The organism is Miniimonas arenae (assembly GCF_006351005.1).
In the GTDB taxonomy this organism is placed as follows: domain Bacteria; phylum Actinomycetota; class Actinomycetes; order Actinomycetales; family Beutenbergiaceae; genus Miniimonas; species Miniimonas arenae.
Map to the genome: position 1 here is coordinate 1 of NZ_VENP01000092.1, position 4,592 is coordinate 4,592.

Consider the following 4,592-nt stretch of genomic DNA (forward strand, 5'->3'; position numbering starts at 1 on the left):
CACGAGGTGGCTCGATCTCTCTCGCCTCGACGCTTCGCCCAGTCCCTCGCCCGCCTCGTCCCGGCCGTGCGTGAGGAACACCTCCGACCGGCTCCAGCAGGCGTTCGCGCTCAAGCTCTCGCCCGAGACGGATCGCTGGTCGACGACTTCCTCTTTGCCACGAGTCCGCGGCAGCTCCACGTGATCAACGCGCCGTCGCCCGCCGCGACGGCAGCGCTGGAGATCGCCGGACACGTCGTGAGCGAGCTCGACCGCTCGGCCGCTACGTCCTGAGCCGCCGGGGGGTCGGACTCAGCGTGCAGAAGGGTCGGACTCAGCGGGATGCGGCAGTCGAGGCAGCCGCGGCGGCCGCCACGCTCCCCCCGACCACGCCGCGAAGGACGCCGAGCACCCAGTCGAGGAGCTCGCCGTCGCGCACCATCTCCCCGCCCACGCGCGCCGTCGTGGGCGCGGGCACGAGGATCGTGCGGACCGCACCCTTGATGATCGAGCGCGGGTAGAGCCGCTTGAGCCGCACGGTCATGGAGTCGGTGAGGTCGACGGGCGCGAACCGGATGAACTGCCCCTGGATCGTGACGGCGGTGACGCCCACCTCGCGCGCCACCGTGCGCAGGTTCGCGACGGCGAACAGCAGCTCCACGCTGCGCGGCACCGGACCGTAGCGGTCGGTGAGCTCCTCGCGGACGGCAGCGACGTCGTCGGGCCCCGCCGCCGAGGCGATCTTCGTGTAGGCCTCGAGCCGCAGCCGCTCGTGCGGCACGTAGTCGTGCGGGATGTGCGCGTCGATCGGGAGCTCGATCGTGACGTCGGCGAGCTCGGCGACCTCCTCGCCGCGGTAGCGCTGCACGGCCTCGGACACCATCCGCACGTACAGGTCGAACCCGACGCCGGCGATGTGCCCGGACTGCTCCCCGCCGAGCAGGTTGCCCGCGCCGCGGATCTCGAGGTCCTTGAGCGCCACCTGCATGCCGGCGCCGAGATCGGTGTTCGCCGCGATGGTGGCGAGTCGGTCGTGCGCCGTCTCGGTGAGCGGCTTCTCCGGCGGGTAGAGGAAGTAGGCGTACGCCCGCTCCCGGCCGCGCCCCACGCGCCCGCGCAGCTGGTGCAGCTGCGAGAGCCCGAGCACGTCGGCGCGGTCGAGGATGAGGGTGTTGGCGTTGGAGATGTCCAGCCCGGTCTCCACGATCGTGGTGCACACGAGCACGTCCGACCGCTTCTCCCAGAAGTCCACGATGACCCGCTCGAGCTGGTGCTCGTTCATCTTTCCGTGCGCGACGGCGATGCGCGCCTCGGGCACGAGCTCGGCCAGCCGCGAGGCGGTCCGCTCGATCGACTCGACGCGGTTGTGCACGAAGAAGACCTGACCGTCGCGCAGCAGCTCGCGCCGGATCGCGGCGGTGATCTGCTTCTCCTCGTACGGCCCCACGAACGTGAGCACCGGGTGGCGCTCCTCGGGCGGGGTCGCGAGCGTGGACATCTCGCGGATGCCGGTGACGGCCATCTCCAGCGTGCGCGGGATCGGCGTCGCGCTCATCGCGAGCACGTCCACGTTGGTGCGCAGCTGCGTGAGCGTCTCCTTGTGCTCGACGCCGAAGCGCTGCTCCTCGTCGATGATGACGAGCCCGAGGTCCTTGAACCGCACCTCGCCGGTGATGAGCCGGTGCGTGCCGATCACCACGTCGACGGTCCCGTCCGCGACGCCCTCGCGCACGACCTTCGCCTCGGCGTCGGTCTGGAAGCGCGAGAGCCCCGCGACGTTGACCGGGAAGCCCGCGTACCGCTCGGCGAACGTCTGCAGGTGCTGCTGCACGAGCAGCGTGGTCGGCACGAGCACGGCGACCTGCTTGCCGTCCTGGACGGCCTTGAAGGCCGCCCGCACCGCCACCTCGGTCTTGCCGTAGCCGACGTCGCCGCAGATCAGGCGGTCCATGGGGACGGTCTTCTCCATGTCGCGCTTGACGTCGTCGATGGTCACGAGCTGGTCGGGGGTCTCGATGTAGGCGAACGCGTCCTCGAGCTCGCGCTGCCAGGGGGTGTCGGGCCCGAAGGCGTGCCCCTGGGTGGCCATCCGCGCGGCGTAGAGCCGGACCAGCTCGCCCGCGATCTCCTTGACCGCCTTGCGGGCGCGCGCCTTGGTGTTCTGCCAGTCGCTGCCGCCCATCTTGGACAGCGACGGCGACTCCCCGCCCGTGTACTTCGTCACCTGGTCCAGGGCGTCGGTGGGCACGTACAGCCGGTCGCCCGGCTGGCCGCGCTTGCTGCTGGCGTACTCGATGACGAGGTACTCGCGCGTGGTGGCGGTGCCGCTCGCGCCCGGCCCGCCGCCCACGCTGCGCTGCACGAGCTCGATGAACCGCCCGACGCCGTGCTGCTCGTGCACCACGTAGTCGCCGGCGCGCAGCGCGAGCGGGTCCACCACGTGGCGGCGGCGCGGCGCGAGCTGGCGCATGTCCTTGGTCGAAGCGCCCGCGCGCCCCGTGAGGTCCGCCTCGGTGAAGATCGCGAACCTGAGGGCCGGCAGCACGTAGCCGCGGCCGAACTGCGCCGTGGTGACGTGGACGAGCCCGGGCTCGGGCACCTCCTCGAGATCGGCGACGAGGCGGGCCGGCACGTCGGCGCCCTTGAGCTGCTCGACGAGCCGCCGCGCGGGACCCGCGCCCTCGGTGACGAGCACGAGCCGCCAGCCGTCGTGCGTGAGCTGCTGGAGGTCCGTGATGGCGCGCGCGAGGTCGCCGCGGTACCCCTCGACGTCGCGCGCCCCGAGCCGCAACGTGGTGACGGGACCGGAGAAGGCGTCCTCGCCGTCGTCGGCCCCGCTCTCTGCGCCCCCGGGGACGTCGTCCGGGAGCAGGCCGGTGAGCGCTGCGAGTTCTTCGTCGCCGCCGAACGGCGTGAGGGTCCACCAGCCGAGGCCCCGGCGCGCGGCGACGTCGCGCGCCTCCTCGAGGGTGACGAAGCTCGCGGCGGACAGGTCCAGCGGCACCGAGCCGCCCGCGGCCGCGGACGTCCACGCCGCGGCGAGGAACTCGCTCGTGGTGGCGACGAGGTCGTGCGCGCGGCGACGAATGCGCTCGGGGTCGACGAGGATCAGCCGCGCGTCGTGGTCCACGAGGCGCAGCACCTGGACCATGTCGCCGTCCGTGAGCGCCGGGATGAGGGACTCCATGCCCTCCACCGCGATGCCCTCGGCCATCTTCTCGAGCATGTCCGTCGCGCCGGGCAGCGCGTCGCGCAGCGCGAGCGCCCGACGGCGAACCTCGGCCGTGAGCAGCAGCTCGCGGCACGGCGGGGCCCACAGCCCCTCGGGCGCGATCTCGAGGGAGCGCTGGTCGGCGACGGCGAACCAGCGGATCTCCTCGATCTCGTCGCCCCAGAAGTCAAGCCGGAGCGGGTGGTCCTCCGTGGGCGGGAAGACGTCGAGGATGCCGCCGCGCACGGCGAAGTCACCGCGTTTCTCCACCATGTCCACGCGCGTGTACGCGGCGGCCACGAGCTGCTCGATCAGCTCGTCGATCGCGTGCGTCTCCCCCGCGCGGGCGCTCACCGGCACGAGGTCGCCGAGACCGCGGGTCACCGGCTGCAGCAGCGCGCGGGCGGGCACCACCAGGACGCGGATCGGCCCGGCCTGGGCGCGCGCGTCGTGCGCGTGCCCGACGGCGTGGCTCGCCGTGGGCGTCGCGCTCGCCTTCGCGCGGCTCGCCTTCGTCGGGCCGGCGTCCGTCTTCGCTGGCGGGTCTGGGGTGGCGCTTGCGGCCGCTACTTGACCGTCGGTCTGACGGCCGGTCTCGGGGTGGGCGAGACGGCGGAAGACGGCGAGCCGGCGGGCGACCGTGTCGGCGCGCGGGCTGAGGCGCTCGTGCGGGAGCGTCTCCCACGCGGGCAGGACGGCGACGTCGTCAGCCGGGACGAAGGCGCGCAGGGCGGCGGCGAGCTCGTCGGCGTCGCGCGTGGTCGCGGTGACGACGACGAGCTGGCGGGCCTTGGCGCCTGATGCGTCGCCCGCGCCGGGCTCGTCGGTCCCGCCGCGGGCGGCCTGCGCGAGCTCGGCGAGGACGCTCGCCCGGGCGCCTGCGGGAGCGACCAGCTCGAGCCGTCCGCCGGCGGGCAGCGCGGCGACGGCGGCGGGCACGGCCGCGTCCTCGGCGAGGAGGGGCAGGATGCCGGTGAGCTTCATGGGGATCCGTTCGACGGCGGGTGAAGCAGGCGCACCACGCGTGCTGCGCAGCGACCGCCGGGACCGCGTGCGGGCAGCACGACGGGCCCCGATCGACCGCCGAGGCGGGGTCGCGGGTGCGTGCTCCAGTGTAGGTCGGGGGTGCGACAGGCCGCGCTCGGCCTCGGTCGCCCCACGCCCGGAGTCAGGCGGCGCCGGACTCCTCGCCGTCGCGCGTGAGCAGGCCGCCCGCCTCGGTGTAGGTCTCTCCGGTCTCCGGGCAGCGCCACCGACCCTCGCCGCCGTCGACGAGCGGCACTCCCGCGCGGCCCACCCACTTGAGCCGGCGAGCCGGCACCCCCGCGACGAGCGCGAAGTCAGGAACGTCCGTGGTGACGACGGACCCCGCGGCCACGGTGGCCCAGCGACCGACGGTCAC

The 4,592-nt window shown here is 73.8% G+C and carries 3 protein-coding genes; all 3 read right to left on the reverse strand.

Features of this window, described 5'->3' with window-relative positions:
- Positions 1-234 (reverse strand): hypothetical protein (locus FH969_RS15525; RefSeq protein ID WP_218975331.1); only part of this gene is annotated, 234 nt, incomplete at its 3' end.
- Positions 235-313: 79 nt separating this feature from the next.
- Positions 314-4,174, reverse strand: coding sequence for a transcription-repair coupling factor (gene mfd / locus FH969_RS14430; RefSeq protein WP_246071991.1), 3,861 nt, complete (start codon positions 4,172-4,174; stop codon positions 314-316).
- Positions 4,175-4,358: 184 nt separating this feature from the next.
- On the reverse strand, positions 4,359-4,592 hold a 234-nt coding region (locus FH969_RS14440; RefSeq protein WP_425462468.1), incomplete at its 5' end, for an acyltransferase.

Bases quoted from the DNA above. Each gene is read 5' to 3' on its own strand.
- mfd (WP_246071991.1), bottom strand. From the start codon at position 4,174: ATGAAGCTCACCGGCATCCTGCCCCTCCTCGCCGAGGACGCGGCCGTG.